This window comes from Collinsella aerofaciens (assembly GCF_015561195.1).
GTDB classification, from domain to species: domain Bacteria; phylum Actinomycetota; class Coriobacteriia; order Coriobacteriales; family Coriobacteriaceae; genus Collinsella; species Collinsella aerofaciens_AC.
The window spans coordinates 270956-287481 of sequence record NZ_JADMSU010000002.1 but is presented as its reverse complement, the minus strand read 5'-3'; the positions used below and the strand labels follow the sequence as shown (position 1 = coordinate 287481).

Annotated in this window: 15 protein-coding genes and 1 other RNA gene; 12 read left to right on the top strand and 4 right to left on the bottom strand. The window is 60.2% G+C overall.

What is annotated here, in order from left to right; all coding sequences use genetic code 11:
* Window positions 1-161 precede the first annotated feature (161 nt).
* From I2H81_RS03670 to I2H81_RS03655, 4 genes are all read left to right on the top strand, one after another.
* The gene (locus tag I2H81_RS03670; RefSeq protein ID WP_117736171.1) at window positions 162-407 is read left to right on the top strand and encodes a DUF6110 family protein; all 246 of its coding nucleotides are present in this window, start codon (window positions 162-164) and stop codon (window positions 405-407) included.
* Between the two features lie 78 nt (window positions 408-485).
* The gene (locus I2H81_RS03665) at window positions 486-2501 is read left to right on the top strand and encodes a heavy metal translocating P-type ATPase (RefSeq protein ID WP_271817452.1); all 2016 of its coding nucleotides are present in this window, start codon (window positions 486-488) and stop codon (window positions 2499-2501) included.
* Window positions 2502-2644: 143 nt separating this feature from the next.
* The gene (locus I2H81_RS03660; RefSeq protein WP_195644584.1) at window positions 2645-2998 is read left to right on the top strand and encodes a hypothetical protein; all 354 of its coding nucleotides are present in this window, start codon (window positions 2645-2647) and stop codon (window positions 2996-2998) included.
* The gene (locus I2H81_RS03655; protein WP_195644583.1) at window positions 2995-3510 is read left to right on the top strand and encodes a type II toxin-antitoxin system VapC family toxin; all 516 of its coding nucleotides are present in this window, start codon (window positions 2995-2997) and stop codon (window positions 3508-3510) included. The genes I2H81_RS03660 and I2H81_RS03655 overlap by 4 nt, the downstream gene beginning before the upstream one ends.
* Window positions 3511-3568: 58 nt before the next feature.
* On the opposite strand, the gene I2H81_RS03650 is transcribed toward I2H81_RS03655, so the two are convergent.
* Window positions 3569-4003, bottom strand: coding sequence for a hypothetical protein (locus tag I2H81_RS03650; protein ID WP_195644582.1), 435 nt, complete (start codon window positions 4001-4003; stop codon window positions 3569-3571).
* Window positions 4004-4242: 239 nt separating this feature from the next.
* Here I2H81_RS03650 and ssrA point away from each other — a divergent pair.
* The 8 genes from ssrA (at window position 4243) to I2H81_RS03610 (ending at window position 13320) form a co-directional block, all read left to right on the top strand.
* Window positions 4243-4606: a transfer-messenger RNA gene (ssrA, locus tag I2H81_RS03645) on the top strand.
* Between the two features lie 357 nt (window positions 4607-4963).
* Window positions 4964-5842 carry a patatin-like phospholipase family protein gene (locus tag I2H81_RS03640; protein ID WP_195644581.1) on the top strand — a complete coding sequence of 293 codons (879 nt, stop codon included), beginning with the start codon at window positions 4964-4966 and terminating at the stop codon, window positions 5840-5842.
* A gap of 157 nt (window positions 5843-5999) precedes the next feature.
* Window positions 6000-6443 carry a 50S ribosomal protein L13 gene (gene rplM, locus I2H81_RS03635; RefSeq protein WP_022094635.1) on the top strand — a complete coding sequence of 148 codons (444 nt, stop codon included), beginning with the start codon at window positions 6000-6002 and terminating at the stop codon, window positions 6441-6443.
* Window positions 6444-6445: 2 nt separating this feature from the next.
* Window positions 6446-6841, top strand: coding sequence for a 30S ribosomal protein S9 (rpsI, locus tag I2H81_RS03630; protein WP_022094634.1), 396 nt, complete (start codon window positions 6446-6448; stop codon window positions 6839-6841).
* Window positions 6842-6964: 123 nt separating this feature from the next.
* Window positions 6965-8302, top strand: a complete 1338-nt coding sequence (gene glmM, locus I2H81_RS03625) for a phosphoglucosamine mutase (RefSeq protein WP_195644580.1) — start codon at window positions 6965-6967, stop codon at window positions 8300-8302.
* Between the two features lie 101 nt (window positions 8303-8403).
* Complete coding sequence (locus I2H81_RS03620) at window positions 8404-8871, top strand: PTS sugar transporter subunit IIA (RefSeq protein WP_324253200.1); 468 nt, start codon at window positions 8404-8406, stop codon at window positions 8869-8871.
* 272 nt (window positions 8872-9143) lie between these two features.
* A complete protein-coding gene (gene nagB / locus I2H81_RS03615) occupies window positions 9144-9872 on the top strand; it encodes a glucosamine-6-phosphate deaminase (RefSeq protein ID WP_117716776.1) in 729 nt (242 codons plus the stop codon).
* A 448-nt stretch (window positions 9873-10320) separates the two neighbouring features.
* Window positions 10321-13320, top strand: a complete 3000-nt coding sequence (locus I2H81_RS03610; RefSeq protein ID WP_195644578.1) for an AfsR/SARP family transcriptional regulator — start codon at window positions 10321-10323, stop codon at window positions 13318-13320.
* 69 nt (window positions 13321-13389) lie between these two features.
* Here I2H81_RS03610 and I2H81_RS03605 read toward each other — a convergent pair whose 3' ends face one another.
* From I2H81_RS03605 to I2H81_RS03595, 3 genes are all read right to left on the bottom strand, one after another.
* Window positions 13390-13689: a YhbY family RNA-binding protein gene (locus I2H81_RS03605; RefSeq protein ID WP_006234690.1), complete on the bottom strand. Its 300-nt coding sequence runs from the start codon at window positions 13687-13689 to the stop codon at window positions 13390-13392.
* 158 nt (window positions 13690-13847) lie between these two features.
* Window positions 13848-14531 (bottom strand): hypothetical protein, encoded by a 684-nt coding sequence (locus I2H81_RS03600; protein WP_229108057.1) that lies wholly within the window; start codon window positions 14529-14531, stop codon window positions 13848-13850.
* A gap of 522 nt (window positions 14532-15053) precedes the next feature.
* Entirely contained in the window at window positions 15054-16418 is a 1365-nt protein-coding gene (locus tag I2H81_RS03595; RefSeq protein WP_117817135.1) for a PFL family protein, read from the bottom strand.
* Window positions 16419-16526 lie beyond the last annotated feature (108 nt).

Genomic DNA, 16526 nt, shown 5'->3' with positions numbered 1-16526 from the left:
ACAATCGGTTACTCTGCATCGTTAATTTTCAAAAGGTTAGCCATGGCTGACCTAGATAGTTAGATAGAATTAAGGTATTTCAAAAGCGTGCTCGAGCTAACTGATGAACTCGGGTGCTAAGGCACCATGCCGCGCCCCATGCGGCAAAAGGGAGAAGCAACATGAAGAAGTCGACGTTTAACACCCTGCTTGTTGGTGGCGGTTTTCTGCTTGGCACGGCCGGCATCAAGCTGCTCACCAGCGCTCCGGTAAAGAATGCCTGCGTGCAGGGTATCGCGTGCGGCATGCGCATCAAGAACGGCTACCAGGACATGGTCGAGCAGGCCAAGGCCGAGGTCGACGATATGGTTGCCGAGGCTGCCTATATCACCCAGAGCGAGGCCGCTGCGGACAAGGCAGCCGAGTAGCACTCCCAGGCACAAACTATGAGATTCTCGATTATTAGCGAGATCCCCGGCAGGACCCGTCTTCAGTTGGCGGGTCCTGTGCCAGAGAGCGATCTCGATGCGCTTCTTAAGCTCAGCGACGACATCGACGGCGTGCGCAAGGTGCGCGTCTACGGCCGTATTGGCCAGATGGCGCTCGAATATGACGAGCCGTGTCGCGATGCCGTGCTGGCCGCCGTCGGTGCGCTCGACGCTCAGGCCATTGCCGACGCAAAGACGGGTTATGTGATGCAGCTTGAGCCACGCAAGCACAAGCTCGTTATGGACTTGGCGACACTCGTCGGTGCTCATTACGCACGTCGCTGGTTCTTGCCGACGCCTCTGCGTGCGGTGTTTGTCGTGGCCGGTTACATGACCTTTTTGCGTGCCGCCCTCCGTGAGCTCGCTCAGCCGAGCCTGACCGTTCCCGTGCTCGACGCTTCGGCCATCGGCATTTCGTTCGTCAAACGCGACGTCGATACCGCAGGCCAGACGATGTTCCTGCTCAACGTGGGTGAGCTGCTCGAGGACTACACCCGCGCAATGAGCGAAAACGAGCTCATCAACTCGCTGCTCGACGTGCCCGATAAGGCACAAAAAGTAGTCGGTGACACCGAGGTAAGCGTTGCCGCCACCGAGCTTGAGCCCGGCGATCTGGTCGCCGTGCGCACTGGCATGTCCATTTGCATCGACGGTGTTGTCGAGCAGGGGAGCGCTATGGTCAACCAAGCGACCCTGACCGGCGAACCGCTGGCCGTCGAGCGCAGCGCAGGCGACGACGTGTTCGCCGGAACCGTCGTGGAGGACGGCAGCATCTTGGTGCGCGTGCGCGCCAATACGGCGCAAACTAAACTGCGCTCGATCGTCTCGCTCGTGCAGACGGCCGACTCGCTTAAGTCCGAGGGCCAGTCGCACATGGAAGACCTTGCCAACAAGATCGTCCCGTGGAACTTCCTGCTCGCGGGCCTGGTTGCGCTTACCACCCGCAGCCTCATCAAGACCTCGGCGGCGCTGATGGTCGACTACTCGTGTGCACTCAAGCTCACGGGTTCCGTTGCCGTCATGACTGCCATGAGCGATGCTGCCAAGATGGGCGTGATGGTCAAGGGCGCGAAGTACTTTGAGTCGTTTGCCAAGGCCGATACCATTGTGTTTGATAAGACCGGCACGCTGACCGAGGCGCAGCCGCGCCTGGCTTGCGTGCTGACGACCGATGGCTGGGGCGAGGACGAGGTTCTGCGCCTTTCCGCCTGCTTGGAGGAGCATTTTCCGCATCCGGTGGCGCGCGCCGTGGTCAACGCCGCCCGCGAGCGCGGGCTCGAGCACCGCGAGCGACATGCCGCCGTCGAGTACATCGTGGCGCACGGCATCGCTTCGTCCATCGAAGGGCGTCGCGCCATCATCGGTTCCGCGCACTTTGTATTTGAGGACGAGGGCGCGCAGCTCGAGTCCGACATCAAGGAGCGCATCGAGTCCCAGATGCAGGGCCTGTCGCCGCTGTACCTGGCGGTCGACGGCACGGTCGTCGGCGTGCTCGGTATCGAGGACCCGCTCAAACCCGGCGTGCGCGAGGCCATTGCCGACCTGCATGCGCTGGGCGTCAAGCATGTCGTCATGCTCACGGGCGATTCGGAGCGCACGGCCGAGCGCATTGCGCGCGAGGCGGGTGTCGACGAGTTTAAGGCCGAGCTGCTGCCCGAGGACAAGTACGCGTATGTGGAGCGCATTAAGAGCGAGGGGCGCCATGTTGCCATGGTGGGCGACGGCGTTAACGATTCGCCGGCGCTCGGTTTGGCCGACGTGGGCTTGGCGATGGGTGGCGGAAGCGACATCGCCAAGGAGGTCGCCGATATCATCCTGGCCGACACGGATCTCGCCGCAATCGTGCGCCTGCGCCGCATGAGCCAGGGCCTCATTGATCGTCTGACGAGTTCCTATTCTAAGGTGATGCTCACCAACTCAGCACTCTTGGCACTGGGCATTACCGGTACGATTACCCCGCAGGCGTCGTCGCTGCTGCACAATGGCTCGACGATTGCCTACAGCCTGAGCAACGCGAAGGCTTACCTGCGTTAGCAGACGTGTTCGCCCACGTTATCTGGCCTGCGCCCAGACGGCATCGGTGTCGTCCGCGCGCAGGCCTTTTGCGTTTGACCATGTGCTAGCTTCTCTATATAGTAGTGCTAGCAGGGCTAGCAATTGAAGGGAGCGGGATCGACGTGGGTGCTGTTAGCGGCATGGCACAGGTGAACGTTCGCGTAGATCGCCAGGTCAAGAATCGTGCCGAGGAGGCGCTGCGGCTTTCGGGCGGGTCGCTGCCCGAGCTCATCAAAAAGGTGGTGGCCAAGGTCGCGCAGGGCGGCGGGCAGTGCGAGGAAGTGCTTGCGGCCGTCGACGACCGGCAGCAGACCGTCGCGCCCGATACTCCGTTCGCCGCATCATGGGCGGCGGCGGATCAGCTTTACGCGGACCTGGGCATCGCTATGTCGCCCGCATCCGACGATCGCGATTGGGACACAATCTATTCCGAAGCCATGGACGAGCGCTATCGCCAAAAGGGGATGATCCAGTGAGTGGGGCGCCTCTCAAGATCATGGTGGACGCCAACGTATGGGTTGATTCGTTTTGCGCCGACCATGCCGAGTCGCTTGCCGCGCGTGCGTTTATTGGGCGGGCGGCGGAGGCGGGGGCATTGCTGTTCTTTCCAGTGCATATCGCCAAGGACGTGCTGTACGTTGTCCAACACGAGCTGAAGCGTAGCGTTCTTGCCAGCGGGGGAGCGCTCGACGAGGCTTCTGCTCGCGCGCTCGGCGAGGCCGCGCTGGCGTTTGTTCGGAACATGACCGAAAACGCCACGGCCGTGGGTGCAGATGCGTCGGACCTTTGGCTAGCCGACAAATACTTAGTGCTCCATCACGATTACGAGGACAACTTGGTGCTCGCCGCATGCAAACGCGCCCAGGTCGATTACTTGGTGACCAACGATCGCGAACTGCTCGAACATGCCGATCTTGCAGCAAAGACCCCGCGCCAAATGATGCCGATTCTGGCTTTGGCCGAACGCGGCGGCGCGGCTATCGGTTGACGCGAACTGCTTGCGGGCCTCTTGGACGACGATGCGCCAAGGGGCCCGCGTCTGCTATTTACAAAAGCTCGGCCTTAATGGCGGGACTTTCTGCGAGCAGCTCGGCTGCCTTTTCGTCGGAGCTGTTGAGCGCTGCCAGACTGCGGTAGACCCACTCGTTGACCTGGGTGTTCTTGACGCCTGCGGTCTGCATAAGGGCGCCTACCTCGCGGATTGCTGCGAACAGATCGGCTTTGGGACCCGCGAGCTCGACCTCGATGCCGTGGTAGGCGGCCACGCCGCGGTTCTCACTCACGTGGTCGATAAAGCCCTCGACGGTCTCAAACTGCTGGGCGAGAGCTGCATCATCGTCAGCGTCCAGCGCAACAAGGGCGTTCGAAACCGTGAGGGCGGGATGTCCGCAGGGGACAAAGCCTTCGATGACATCCATAGCTTCGGTAATGGTTGAGCCCAGGCCTGCGAGAGCATTGACGAGTTGCTGCTTGGTATCCATAACGGTCCTTTCGACGGGTCAATTTTGCTTGGCGAAAATATACGTGACGCGATCGGTAACAAAAGTGCGAAGTGCGGCGCACATTGGGGTCTTCACAGCTCGTGCATAGAACAGCTGTCCGCTTTCAGAACGTGGTAAGATAACACTCCACAAGCGGGGCTCGCCCCGTATGTTCCTTGAAAAGTCGACGGGTATCGGGTGTTTGCAGGCCCGATGCCATCCAGACTTTCCCAACAGTCGGGGGCGACTGGTTTCGACACGATAGCTCTGAGAGAGGAAGCAAGCCGAGGTCTCCTCGCCTCGTTAAACAGGGGTACCGTCAAATTGAATTGACAACAACTCTTCTTTTGAGCCTATGGCTCTCGCTGCTTAATTTATAGCGGCGCGTCAACCCGGTGATTTCCCCGACACCGGCGCGACGTCATTTTAGGGGAATGCTCCTGCGCACGTAATCGGTATGGCGCGGGCTAAGACTGAACCGGTTAGGACGCCGCGAGCGTGTCGCTGCGCGCAAAGCGTCCGAGACTAAACCAGCGACTGAGCTTGGAGATGCCAATCAGGGGGTTTTCGTGGACCGGAGTTCGATTCTCCGCGCCTCCACCATACGTAACAGGCAGGTAGATACTTATATCTACCTGCCTTTTTATTTCCAGTCCGTACCGCGGAGAATCGAACTCTGTGCAGGGCGCGAGCGTTAAGCAAACGCGAAGCGTTTGTAGCGAGCGGGCGAGGACGCCGGCAGGCGGCCGAAGCCGGTGCGGGTTCGCGAAGCGAACACGCGGATTCTCCGCGCAAAGCCTCAACCCTATATAGATGCGATGTTATCGAATCTCAGCCCGCCATGCGCCGCATCAACGGAACCCCAAGCCCGCGGAGAATCGAACTCTGCTCCAAAACCTGTGCGCCCTCCATCCCAAAACTGGGTAGAAGAAAGCCAAAACGCAATCGCAGGAGGTCAATATGACTGCAGAAGATAAGGCAAAGAATGCCGGCAAGGTCGCGCTCGTCTTGGAGGGTGGCAGTTTTCGCGGGCTGTTTACCGCCGGCGTGCTCGACGTTCTCATGGAGGCCGGTGTCGAAATTCCGGCTGTCTACGGTGTATCGGCCGGCGCCCTCAACGGCGTCAACTACAAGTCGCACCAGATCGGTCGCACCAACCGAGTCAATTTGACCTTCTGCAATGACAACCGCTACATGGGTGCCGCATCCTTTGCATCCACAGGTTCCATCGTGGGTTACGACTTTATCTTCAACGATATCCAGGACCGCCTGGATCCCTTTGACAACGAGACGTTCGACGCGAGCCCCATCGAGATGTACGCCGTCGCGACGGACATGCTCTTTGGAACCGCCGCGTACCTGCCGGTCAAAAACGCCGTACTTGACCTCGACGCCGTGCGCGCATCGACCTCGTTGCCGCTGGTGACGCCGCCGGTCGAGATTGACGGGCACAAATACGTCGACGGCGGCGTGGCCGATTCGGTTCCTATCGAGCATGTGCTCGAGGAGGCGGGCTTCGACCGTGCGGTCGTCATCGTTACGCAGGACCGCTCGTATGAGAAAAAGCCCTACGAGTTTTTGCCGGCGGCGCGTGCGCGCTATGCCGACTACCCCTACCTGCTCGAGGCTATCGAGACGCGCCACGACCGCTATAACCTCCAGCGCATGCACCTGTGGAAGTATGAGCGCGAGGGCCGCGCGCTGGTCATCGCTCCGCAAAAGCCGGTCGAGGTCGGCCATGTCGAGCACGATCCGGCCAAGCTTCTCGACCTGTATATCCAGGGCCGCCAGGAGGCAAAGCGCTTGCTGGGAGATATCGAGGCATTTGTCGAGCGCTAGCGTCGCGACATCATGGCCCGTGGACGACATGTGCAGAAAGTCTGGTCAGAGCCAAAATACCTGTTGACTCGGACGACGAGCGGGGTAATATGGACGGGTTACTTGCAGAGCCCCGTGAATCTCTGTAACAACACGTACTGTACATGGAGGAGTCTAAGTGATTTCGAAATCGACTCACTACGCCAAGCAGGGCGAGGTCCAGCGCAACTGGGTTCTCGTCGACGCCGATGGTGCTGTCCTGGGCCGTCTTGCCACCCAGATCGCAATGATCCTGCGCGGTAAGAACAAGCCCCAGTTCACGCCCAACAGCGACTGCGGCGACTTCGTTGTCGTCATCAACGCCGATAAGGTCCAGCTTACCGGTAACAAGGCCGACACGAAGACCTATTATCGCCACAGCGGCTACAATGGCGGCCTCAAGGCTGAGAGCTTCCGCCAGGCTATGGAGAAGCACCCGGAGAAGGTCATCGAGCGCGCCGTTCGCGGTATGCTGCCCAAGACCACCCTCGGCCGTGCCCAGATGACCAAGCTTAAGGTCTACGCTGGTGCCGAGCATCCGCACGCTGCCCAGAACCCCACGAAGATTGAGCTGGAGGCTTAAAGATGGCTGAGAACACCGTTGTCTACCAGGGTACCGGCCGTCGTAAGAACGCCGTCGCCCGCGTCCGTCTCGTCCCCGGCACCGGCAAGGTGACCATCAACAAGCGTGACGCCGAGCAGTATTTCGGCCGTCATCAGCTCGTTGAGAACGCCCTTGCTCCCTTCAAGGTGACCGACACCGCCGGTCAGTTCGACGTTATCGCTCTGTGCGATGGCGGCGGCATCTCCGGTCAGTCCGGCGCTCTGCGCCTGGGCATCGCTCGCGCTCTTCTGAACGCTGGCGACTACCGTGCTGACCTCAAGAAGGCCGGTTTCCTTACGCGCGATGCTCGCGTGGTCGAGCGCAAGAAGTACGGCCTCAAGAAGGCCCGCCGCGCTCCCCAGTTCTCCAAGCGCTAAGGTTTTATCTCCTTTCGAGATACAATGTACAAGCGGGGCCTGCCGATTCCTCGGCGGGTCCCGTTTTTCTTTTTCGACTAGGGTGGGCGGTTGCATATCGCCTGCTAGGGAAGGAGCGATCCTATGCCCCAGAACATCTTCGGTACCGACGGCGTCCGTGGCGTCGCCAATGCCGACCTCTCGTGCGACCTCGCGTTTCGCCTGGGCCGCGCGGCGACCAAGTTCCTTGGTCCGGATATCTGCGTCGGCCGCGACACGCGTCTTTCGGGTACCATGCTCGAGAGCGCTCTGACCGCCGGCATCATGGCCGAGGGCGGCCGTCCGCACTGCTGCGGCGTCATCCCCACGCCTGCCGTGGCGCTGCTCACTGTTCAAAACGAGCTCGACGGCGGCATCGTCATCTCTGCTTCGCATAATCCGCCGGAGTTCAACGGCATCAAATTCTTTAGCTGCAAGGGTATGAAGCTTCCCGATGCGGTCGAGGAAGAGATCAGCGCCTGGGTCATGTCCGAGGAAGCCATGGCTGCCGACACGCTGCCGACCGGTGCCGGCGTGGGCCACATCATCAAGATGAAGGACGCTCGCAAGGCATACGTCGACCACGCCATCGATACGCTTGATGGCCTGAGGCTCGATGGTCTGGTCGTTGCCGTCGACTGCGGTCACGGTGCTTCTTGCCAGACTACACCCGCCGCGCTGCAGCGCCTGGGTGCCACGGTCCATGCCATCAACACCGATTACTGCGGCACTGACATCAACGTCGAGTGCGGCTCCACTCACCTTGAGCCCCTGCGCGAGCTCGTGCTGCGCACTCACGCCGATATCGGCCTGGCCCACGACGGCGACGCCGATCGTGTGCTGTTCGTGGACAGCGAGGGCAACGAGATCGATGGCGACTACATCCTGGCTATCTGCGGTTCCGACCTGGCCGCTCGCGGCAAGCTCGCCAACTCCGAGATCGTCTCGACCGTCATGTGCAACCTGGGCTTCTCCATCGCCATGAAGGAGCAGGGTTTCGAGATGGTTCAGACTGCCGTGGGCGACCGCTACGTTCTGGAGCGTATGCTCGCGGACGGCGCTGTCATCGGCGGCGAACAGTCCGGCCACATCATCTTCCTGGAGCATAACACCACCGGTGACGGCCTGGTGACGGCTCTGCAGCTGCTGGCCGTGCTCAAGCGCACCGGTCGTACCCTCACCGATCTTGCCGGCATCATGAAGAAGTACCCGCAGGTACTCGTCAACGTGCATTCCGACAACAAGGCTGGTCTGGACGATTGCCAACCCATCTGGGATGCCGTCGCTGCTGCCGAGAAGGAGCTTGACGGCCGCGGCCGCATTCTGGTGCGCCCGAGTGGTACCGAGCCGCTGGTCCGCGTGATGGCCGAGGCGGAGACGCACGAGCTCACCCAGCGCGTTGTCGACGACATCGTCGAGGTTGTCAAGCGCGAACTTCCCTAATGGTCAAAAACGGGTGCCAAGTGGTAAACTGTTAAAGCTATTTTGGTTGATTGGTACATCCGAGGGGGAGCATGTTCACTAAAGTCCTAAGGTCTTTTGGTATGCGTGGTCGAGTCCTTACGCTGGATGCTCCCATCTCGGGCGACGTTATTCCGTTGTCCGAAGTAAACGACCAGACGTTTGCCACCGGCCTTTTGGGCCAGGGCGTTGCCATTCAGCCTACGGGTACGCGCGTGATCGCGCCGGCTGATGCCAAGGTCGAGGCCATTTTTCCCACGGGTCACGCCGTTGCGCTCAGCACGGTCGATGGCCTAGACGTGCTCATCCACGTTGGTTTGGACACTGTTCAGCTTGAGGGCAAGCATTTTAGCGTGCATGCACAGGTGGGCGATGTCGTCCAGAAGGGCGACGTGCTCATCGAGTTCGATCGTGAGGCAATTGCTGCCGAGGGCTACGATGTGACGGTCCCCATCTTGGTGTGCAACTCTGTTGAGTTCTCGAGCATCAAGGGCTCCGTTGGCGTGCATGTCGAAGAGATGGACCAGCTCATCGTTGCTCGCGAGCGCTAGCAAGTGCACGTGGCCATTAGCCTACAATTCAAACACGTTTACGGAGGGTGCCCTTGAAAGAGGACGCCCTCCGTGGCAAGATGGGATTTGTCCGAAGCTAAAAGGCTTCGGGTCACCGTGGACGGGCAGGGGCCTCGACGCGGCTAGACACGAGACACATACATTACGCGACCTCGCCCTGGTGGCCGCACACGTTGGTTGCGGCCGACGCGGGCCGCGGGCAAGTGCTTGAAAGGGGAGCCTTGCCTTTCTTGTACGAGAAAGGACGCGTAATGAAGATCATTAAAGCTAAAGACTACGAGGATATGAGCCGCAAGGCCGCCAATATCATCTCGGCGCAGGTTATCCTCAAGCCCGACTGTGTGCTGGGCCTTGCCACCGGCTCCACCCCGATCGGTGCCTACAAGCAGCTCGCTGCTTGGTACGAGAAGGGCGACGTCGACTTTGCCGAGGTCAGCACCTACAACCTGGACGAGTATCGCGGCCTTTCGCACGACGATCCCCAGAGCTATCACTACTTTATGCGTGAGAACTTCTTCGATCACATCAACATCGACCTGAACAACACGCATGTGCCCGACGGTTCCAACCCCGACGCCGCCGCTGCCTGCTCCGAGTACGACAAGGTCGTCGCTGCCGCCGGCTATCCCGATCTGCAGCTGCTCGGCATTGGCAACAACGGCCACATCGGTTTCAACGAGCCCGATGACCACTTCTCCAAGGGCACGCACTGCGTCGACCTCACCGAGAGCACCATTCAGGCCAACAGCCGCCTGTTCGACAGCATCGACGACGTTCCCCGTCAGGCCTACACCATGGGTACCCAGACCATCATGTATGCCCGCATGATCCTGGTCGTCGCCAACGGCGAGGCCAAGGCTCAGGCCGTGCATGACATGTGCTATGGCCCGGTTACGCCCGAGTGCCCGGCTTCGATCCTGCAGCTGCACACCAACTGCGTTGTCGTTGCCGACGAGGCTGCCCTTTCGCTCTGCGAGTAGCGCGAATCCTGCACCTCGACATAGCCTTGCCTAAGGCCTCCGCTTTGCGGGGGCCTTTTTGCTATCCCTTTCTGTCCACTTGACCAAAATCTTGCCGCAAGCTTGACGAATGCCGGATGCCCAACAGCTTGATTCATTCCATATCAGATTCTATGCAAAAATGCCACTAAAAGGTCGTAGACGGTAGCGGGTGCTAGGCGAGTTGAATGACATAGCTGAACCTTGTTCATCTGCGTTACACTGCCGCTTAGATGGGACAAGCTGACAAGCTCATTTACCTGCTTAAAGACCGATTAGTCGGGGGATTAATAACAATCGGCCCTCGCTGTACAAAAACTTGCCGCTTGCGTACCAAAAGACAACCTAGAACACAAGGTCGCTCTATTCATAGCGCGGCTTGTATGGTCTTGCGGTTACAGTGTCCATACGGTCGAGTTGAGGAGCGGGCATGGTAAACGATTTGGACAGTATAGACGACCTCGAGCTGATGCCGCTGGGCGGAGGCTATATGGTGCGACGCGAACGCTTGATGAATGAGCTTCTCGCCAAGGGCCGAAAGGCCGGCATCGTGGTTCTCTATGCGCCCGACGGGTTTGGGAAGACCTCGGTGCTGCTGCAGTACACCCATGAGGTTAAATGCGACCCGACGCGAGGCCCCGTGCGGATTATCGAGGCCGATCGCGCCACTGGGCGCGAGGTGTTTATGCAGCTCGAGGTGGTTACCGAAGAACTCAAAGACAAACCGCACTCCCTTATCGCGATTGATAATGTGCCAAACCTCGATCAGCACGATACCGAAGACCTCATCGACAGGATTCGCGGCCTGCGCGCTATGGGGGTAGGGGTCTTTATCTCCTGCCGTCCTTCAAATCGTCAACTGATTCATGGGCTGGGCGATTCGGTTAAGATCAATGCGCAGATGCTCAAGGTGCATGCCTATGAGTATTCGGCGTGGGCATCGGCGTTTTCGATCAGCACATCGCTCGACTTTTATCAGCTCACGCAGGGCGTGCCCGAGCTCGTTTCGGCATTGCAGACGGGTCTGTATGGCCAAGGCGACGTAGCCGGTCTGCTCGAAAACGAGATTGTCAACGTATATGGCGCGGCACTTGTCGATCTGGCTTCGCTCGACAATAATGCACTGTTTTGCGTGGCATGTCTCATGATTTTGATGGGCGAGGGCAATATCGCAGAACTCGAGGCTTGCGGGGTGAGGCTATCGATGGTCGACCAGTCCTACTTCGTACGCGACTACCCGATCTTTGGCTTGGACCCCGCTGAGCGGAGTTTTACGTGTCTGGGCACGGAGGATAACGGACGCTTGCGCTTGCGTAAGTTGGTGGCCGATGTTCGCCCCGAACTTGTTCCGAGGGCGGCCCGGATTTTGCTTAAGGCGGGCCGATGCGATGCGGCGATGGGCCTGGCGGACGCCTTTTTGGACCGTGGAGCGGTCCTTGAACTTGCTGGGCAGTATGGGGTCGATCTGGCTCTGACGGGGCACGGGGCCGATATCTGCCGAGCAGCGCTGGGCACGATCGATGCCGACGATCCGGCTCCAGAGCCAACGCCTGCCGAGGCGCTTGGCGTATATCTGGCAGCGGTCAGCGTGTCCAATACAAAGCTCGCTCGCTATATGTCATCGGTCATCGAGCGCGGGGGCGAACGGGCGGCATGCGAAATAGACCCTGTTTCATGGAGGGTGGCCCAGACACTGACGGCTGTTTGCTATGGGGACAACGGGCTTGGTCTTCCTACGAACCTGGCCGTGCCAGAAATCGAGACATCCCATACCGCGCTCGATATGTTGTCTGCACATATCGAGGTCAAGCGCTGCCTGACCGAGCGGGGAGATGACGGCGGCGTTCTACAGCAGCTCAAAACGAGCAAGGCCTACGACTGTGAGCTCGACATCGCGGGGATTGTTATACGGGCCGATAGCATGCTGGTGGAGCTCTTTGACGGGTCGTTTACGGGAACCGACGAGCGCGACGACGAGATGACGGTGGTGCGGGAGGCGCTCGACGTACGTGGGCTTAAGGCGATGGCTATCTGGGTGCGCATGGTGTTGGCGGCACGGCGGCTCCTCTCCGGCCTGCCGGTAACCGACGACGCGGCGTTCAACGAGCTCGATCGTTTTGCCGTGCGCATGCGCGACAACCAGATTCAGCTGTTTGGCCTGTTGCTAGAAGGCTGGCAGTCGCTGGCAGAGGGACGGCCGGTTAATGCAAAGTTCCGTGCGGTCCAAGTGCTCAAACTTGCCGAGGAGTCGATTGCGTACATGCGCGATAACGCATTGCTGCTGGAGCGCGCGGCGTATCTGCGTAACACCTCGATGGTTTCGGTGCGCGAGGAAGCGGAGTTGCTCGATATAAGCCAGACGCAGGTTGGTGGAGCGGAGGCCTGGATGGTGGCGCTGCATTTGGCCTGTGCGGGCCGAGACAGCGATCTTGCGGCCTGGATGTCCATGAATCGCGCGGGGATTCTAGAGCCATCGTATCGGCTCTTTGCGCGCCTTGCCATGCATTGTCTGGGCGAGCCGGCGACCAGGATTCGCAAGAAGCTTCCCGTGCGCGAGCTGTCGCGGTACTCGCTGCGCGACGATTTGGAAGGGGAGGGCGAGCGCCTGTTCCAGGCCGGCGAGGTTGAAGCCGTTGATACCATTGACCATATCGAGATTCGCATGTTTGGCGCGTTTCGCGCCGAGCGCGACGGGTTTCCCATCACGGACAAAATGTGGCGCCGCAAGAAGGCGGCGACACTTGCCGAGCGGCTTGCGCTGGGCATGGATGCGCTCGTCGATCGTGAGACGCTGGCCATGGAGCTGTGGCCCCATGCCGAGTTCAATAGCGCCCGCAACAACCTGTACTCGACGATATCGCGCTTGCGGTCGGCTTTGGGACCGACGCCGGATGGCAAGTCGTGTGTGCTCATCCAAAATGAATGCATCGGACTCAACGGCGACTACGTCAAGACCGATGTACGGCTGTTTGACCAGATAAGCCGTGAGGTTTTGGGAAATCGCACAGGTGCGCGCGGGCCCCATTTAGTTGAGCTGTGCCTTAAGATTGAGCAGCTTTATGCCGGACCGCTGTATGTTCCCAATGGCTGTAACCCCACCTACTTTTTGCGTATGCGACGCATTATGCAGTCAAAGTACATCGATTGCATGATTAAGGGAGCAAATGCCGCTCTAGAAGAAAACGATCTGCAGTCGGCGATTTGGCTGGCGGAGTCGGGGCTTCGGCAGGAAACGGCGCGTGAGGATATGGTGCGCTGCGCCATGCGCGTCTACAGTGCGGCGGGGCGGCGGCGCGATATCGTCGAGCTGTACAGCGGGCATATGCACCACCTGAGGGAGCAGGTCAATGGCGTGCCCGAGCCCGAGACGCGGCGTCTATACGAGCGCTTGGTGGAGGGGCGGCTCAATCGCGTGCTGGTCGAGCGATAAAAAACGGGCGCCCGAAGTACTTGGGCACCCGTAAGCTTGCTATGTGTTGACTCGCCGGATCATTGGCTCTTAGACGAGCTTGATCTTCTCGATATCCTTGCGCGAGGACTCGCGATACAGCGAGAACTTGCGGCCGATGACCTGGACGACCTCGGCGTGGCAGCGCTCGGCGAGCTCTTCGGCGGCTTCGCGGGCGGAAAGACTGGAGCCATCGAGCACGGAGCACTTAACGAGCTCATGCTTTTCCAGGTAGGCGACCGTCTGCTCGACGGTGCCCTCGTTGACATCGGACTTGCCGATGATGATGGCGGGGTTGAGGTGATGGGCCATGCTGCGAAGCTGCTTGACCTGGGCTCCTGTCAGTGCCATGGGTTCTCGCTTTCTATGTATGGGGCGCCCCGCGACGGGGCCTTAATCTACGTGAGCTGTCCCACGATAGCGCAGGAACGGCGCGGTGTGGAGCGTGTTTGCCCAGTTCAAAAAGAATGCGGATGCCGAGGTGATGGGCAGTGCGGGCTGTGAACGGGCTACGAGCGGGATTCAGAGACCGGTTCCCATGCAATAAACGCCCAGCGAACCTTACGGATATGGTCGAGCATATAGCGCCCCTGCGGCACGCCCTTGGAGCCCGGCTCACCGGCATGGGGATTCTCGATCATGTGTTGGGCGATGTAGTCGCGCAGACGGTCGACCTTATCCTCGTTGCCATGCTCAAGCATGCGGGAAAAGTCTGCCACGCCCGCTTCAAGGCTGTCGAAGGTATCGCGACGCGGCGATTCAAAGTACGTGACCTGCGGCAGGGCACCCATCTGAATGAGGATGTTGAAGGCGTACACAAAGCCATTACTGCAGGTAACCGAGGCACCGATAGCGTTCATCAAGTGCAGATCATAGCGCGGGCTGGAGTTGGCAACCATCGTGACAGCACAACGCCGACGAGCCGTACGGTCGAGCTTGGCAAGCGCACCTTTTAGATCGGTCGTCGTAACCGACCGACTGGCAAAGGCAACATCCGCCGCTTTCGCGACCGGTCCAACCAAACCCCAATCATCATCCCAAGCAAGCTCAAGCGGCGTAATGCGATCCTCGAGCCCATAGTACTCAATACCAGCATCAAGCGTGCCCAACATAGCAGGGGAGAAGTCAGCAGCAATCACAGGATGCCCAGCCTGAGCAAGCGGAATAGCAATCGACCCAGCCCCACACCCCATATCCAGCACGGATTCACCAGGCTTTAACGCCAACAGCTTCATAAAGTCCCGAGCATACGGGGCAGTTTCCAACGGCCGAAAATGCCGAGCCCGCTTATCCCATTCAAAAGAATCATCAGCCCGCCGCCGATCAGCTTGCAGACGTATCCATTCGCCATTCCAATCCGCAGAAAGCAGATCAGAACGAATCTCCCCATCAACCACGGGCCAACCTCCTAGCAACAAAAAAGCGACTCCTCCCAAAAGAAGAGCCGCAACCAGCATATATCAGAAAAAGAACCGCTCCAACGCCAAACCGCTGCACCAGCCAAGTGGTGCAGGAGCGAAGCAACTGCAACCGGGATAGAACCCAACTGAGGTCCCGTTGTGCGGGAGCCCCGGGGAGGGCAAATATATAAGGTCGATCGCGAGTTCCGCACGAGCCGGAGAGCACTTAATGTGCTCTCCGTGCGAGCCAGGACTGTCCGAGCAGGCGACCTTATATATTTGCCCTCCCCGGGGCTCCTCGCCAGTCCCCCTCAGCTAGTTCTTCAGCGAGTTCAGCGGCGCCGGGAAGCGTCCACCGCGATGGGCAAGCACGGTGCCGGCGTTGGGGTTCACCGGCATGATGGGCGCACGGCCGAACAGGCCGCCGTACTCGACGCAGTCACCCACGCCCTTGCCGATGGCGGGAATCACGCGGACGGCCGTGGTCTTGTTGTTGATGACGCCGATGGCCATCTCGTCGGCGATGATGCCGGCGATGGTCTCGACCGGGGTGTCGCCGGGGATGGCGATCATGTCCAGGCCAACGGAGCACACGCAGGTCATGGCCTCGAGCTTCTCGAGCGAAAGCGCACCGGCCTCGACGGCGGCGATCATGCCGGCGTCCTCGGACACGGGGATGAAAGCGCCCGAGAGGCCGCCCACGCTGGAGCTGGCCATGACGCCGCCCTTCTTGACGGCATCGTTGAGCATGGCGAGCGCGCAGGTCGTGCCCGGGCCACCGCAGGTGCCCACGCCGATGATCTCGAGGATGCGCGCGACGGAGTCGCCGATGGCAGGCGTGGGAGCCAGCGACAGGTCGACAATGCCCTTCTCGACACCCAGGCGATGGGCGGCCTCGCGGCTCATGAGCTCGCCGGCACGGGTGATCTTAAAGGCGGTCTGCTTAATCTTTTCGGCGACTTCCATCATCGATGCGGAATCGGGCAGCTTCTCCAGGGCAGCGGCCATAACGCCGGGGCCCGAGACGCCTACGTTGATGACGGCGTCGGCCTCGCCACCGCCGTGGACGGCGCCCGCCATAAACGGGGAGTCCTCGACCATGTTGGCAAAGCAGACAAACTTGGAAGCGCCGACGGAATCCTGGTCGGCCGTGAGTTTAGCGGCATCGATGATGGTCTGAGCCGCCATAAGCACGGCGTCCATGTTGATGCCGGCGCGCAGGCTGGCGACGTTGACGCTGGAGCAGACGCGGCTGGTGGTAGCGAGCGCCTGGGGGATGGACTGGATGACGCGGCGGTCGGCGTCGCCGATGCCCTTCTGGACGAGCGCGGAGAAGCCACCAAGGTAATCGATGCCGAGCGTCTCGGCCGCGCGGTCGAGGGCATGCGCGATGGGGGTGAGGTCCTCATCCTTGCAGCATGCGGCGATCTGCGCCACCGGGGTGACGGAAACGCGCTTGTTGACGATGGGGATACCGTACTCGCGCTCGAGGTTCTCGGCGGTCTCGACCAGATGCTCAGCCGTGTGCGTCACGTGGTCGTAGATCTTCGTGCACATGCGGTCGAGGTTCTCGTCACCGCAACCCATGAGCGAAACACCCATGGTGATGGTCCTGATGTCGAGGTTCTGTTCCTCAACCATGCCGCGGGTTTCCGCGATTTCTGCGGGCGTGATCGCCATCCTTGCGCTCCTATCTGCCAAAACGAGCATAGTCTTGTCTATTCTAACGTGCCGCACGTGCCAAGTGGCGCGTGCGGCACGTTTTGGTGCTCGGTTGTTTCCGTTGTG

Excerpts from the sequence above, each read along its gene's own strand:
- I2H81_RS03610 (WP_195644578.1), top strand. The coding sequence starts at position 10,321 with ATGGTAAACGATTTGGACAGTATAGACGACCTCGAGCTGATGCCGCTG.
- I2H81_RS03595 (WP_117817135.1), bottom strand. The coding sequence starts at position 16,418 with ATGGCGATCACGCCCGCAGAAATCGCGGAAACCCGCGGCATGGTTGAG.
- nagB (WP_117716776.1), top strand. The coding sequence starts at position 9,144 with ATGAAGATCATTAAAGCTAAAGACTACGAGGATATGAGCCGCAAGGCC.
- I2H81_RS03605 (WP_006234690.1), bottom strand. The coding sequence starts at position 13,689 with ATGGCACTGACAGGAGCCCAGGTCAAGCAGCTTCGCAGCATGGCCCAT.
- I2H81_RS03670 (WP_117736171.1), top strand. The coding sequence starts at position 162 with ATGAAGAAGTCGACGTTTAACACCCTGCTTGTTGGTGGCGGTTTTCTG.
- glmM (WP_195644580.1), top strand. The coding sequence starts at position 6,965 with ATGCCCCAGAACATCTTCGGTACCGACGGCGTCCGTGGCGTCGCCAAT.
- rpsI (WP_022094634.1), top strand. The coding sequence starts at position 6,446 with ATGGCTGAGAACACCGTTGTCTACCAGGGTACCGGCCGTCGTAAGAAC.
- I2H81_RS03640 (WP_195644581.1), top strand. The coding sequence starts at position 4,964 with ATGACTGCAGAAGATAAGGCAAAGAATGCCGGCAAGGTCGCGCTCGTC.
- I2H81_RS03600 (WP_229108057.1), bottom strand. The coding sequence starts at position 14,531 with ATGGGGTGTGGGGCTGGGTCGATTGCTATTCCGCTTGCTCAGGCTGGG.
- I2H81_RS03620 (WP_324253200.1), top strand. The coding sequence starts at position 8,404 with ATGCGTGGTCGAGTCCTTACGCTGGATGCTCCCATCTCGGGCGACGTT.
- I2H81_RS03650 (WP_195644582.1), bottom strand. The coding sequence starts at position 4,003 with ATGGATACCAAGCAGCAACTCGTCAATGCTCTCGCAGGCCTGGGCTCA.